4 protein-coding genes are annotated in these 1,168 nt (G+C 41.7%); 2 read left to right on the top strand and 2 right to left on the bottom strand.

The genetic code is table 11. The annotated features are described in order from the left end of the window. Window positions 1-228, bottom strand: a 228-nt coding sequence (locus F6K37_RS43575) for a hypothetical protein (RefSeq protein ID WP_287257370.1), incomplete at its 3' end; no start/stop codon positions are given. Between the two features lie 357 nt (window positions 229-585). Between F6K37_RS43575 and F6K37_RS43570 the strand changes: the two genes are divergently transcribed. Beyond that, the gene (locus F6K37_RS43570; protein ID WP_154659849.1) at window positions 586-741 is read left to right on the top strand and encodes a hypothetical protein; all 156 of its coding nucleotides are present in this window, start codon (window positions 586-588) and stop codon (window positions 739-741) included. An 8-nt stretch (window positions 742-749) separates the two neighbouring features. On the opposite strand, the gene F6K37_RS43565 is transcribed toward F6K37_RS43570, so the two are convergent. Beyond that, on the bottom strand, window positions 750-944 hold the full coding sequence (locus tag F6K37_RS43565; RefSeq protein ID WP_287257369.1) for a hypothetical protein: 195 nt from the start codon (window positions 942-944) through the stop codon (window positions 750-752). A 71-nt stretch (window positions 945-1,015) separates the two neighbouring features. Here F6K37_RS43565 and F6K37_RS43560 point away from each other — a divergent pair. Next, the coding region (locus tag F6K37_RS43560) for a PD-(D/E)XK nuclease family transposase (RefSeq protein WP_287257371.1) at window positions 1,016-1,168 on the top strand (153 nt) is incomplete at its 3' end.

Below are 1,168 nucleotides of genomic sequence, written 5' to 3'. Positions count from 1 at the left end.
GGTTTCGGATCTTTTCGATATCGGGAAAATCTGGTCAGCGATGTATTCAATGAACTGTTGTTGTTGAGATTGTTGGTTGTTCATGGTATTTATCATAAGAAAGGGAGCAGGCAGCAGGCAGCAGGGAGTAGGGAGTATGCAAGAGGCAAGAGGCAAGAGGCAAGAGGTAGAACAGGCTTCCAGCCTGTGATACTTAACTCCCATAAGCTGTTCGCGTAGCGTGCGCATAGCGCATTAGCTGATAGCTGATGCGCTATGCGCTGAATGCTTAACTAAATTCTGCCATGTAGATTTCGATTTGTGTTAGGTTAACAGCAATTTTTATTTGTTTTTATTTTAGGATATTTTAGTTTATTACTTCATAGTTATAATACCTATTTTTATTTAGGTATATTTTCCAGTAAATACCATCAAAGTTTTTTATATCAAACTCCTATACACCTATTTTTTTAGTCAATAGGCTAGAAGTCAGAAGCATTTTAAGCTATCAGCTATCAGCTATCAGCCATTCGCGTAGCGTGTTTGGCCAAGGCTGACGGCTGACGGCTGAATGCTTACTAACCATTTCACTTGAAAATAATGACTATGACCAAGAAGACTAATCGCAACCGAAAACGTTGGCTATTAATAGAGTTCGTTGTGGAGTTACTAGCTTTATTCCTTGATGCAAACCTAATCATAGTGTTGAATCTTTGCGTGTTGATTTGGCGTTGGCTCAGGGAAGAAGAAGAGGAGGAGTAGGGTCGATATCATAGTTGCCAAAAAGAAAGTAAGTGTGGGAAGGGTGGGGAGATGGGGAGTGTAAGCTCAACAGGATTTTTTTCCCTCTTCCCTCTTCCCTCTTCCCTGCTCCCGTCTTGATGCAGTCGCTCATGGGGGAAACCCCCAAGACCGCGCTGCATCGCTGCTCCCTGCTCCCTAAAACCTAGATATTTGTACCTCACAAGTCTTAGAATTGCTATAGTTGTAGTCTACTACTTGTTTTAGTAAAGGCACCCTCAGCCCAATATCAGCCATGAAATTCATCAGCCCCAAAACCGACTTTGCCTTTAAAAAAATCTTTGCCTCCCAGGAAAGTAAGCCGATTCTGATTAGCTTCCTCAATGCTCTTGTCTATCACAATCAACCTCTCATCCAAGATTTGGAAATTATTGATCCTTATCAGTCA

This window comes from Moorena sp. SIO4E2, assembly GCF_010671945.1.
Taxonomy (GTDB): domain Bacteria; phylum Cyanobacteriota; class Cyanobacteriia; order Cyanobacteriales; family Coleofasciculaceae; genus Moorena; species Moorena producens.
Note: the sequence above shows the minus strand (reverse complement) of the source record. Positions and strands in the feature narration are given on the sequence as shown.

Excerpts from the sequence above, each read along its gene's own strand:
- F6K37_RS43570 (WP_154659849.1), top strand. The coding sequence starts at position 586 with ATGACCAAGAAGACTAATCGCAACCGAAAACGTTGGCTATTAATAGAG.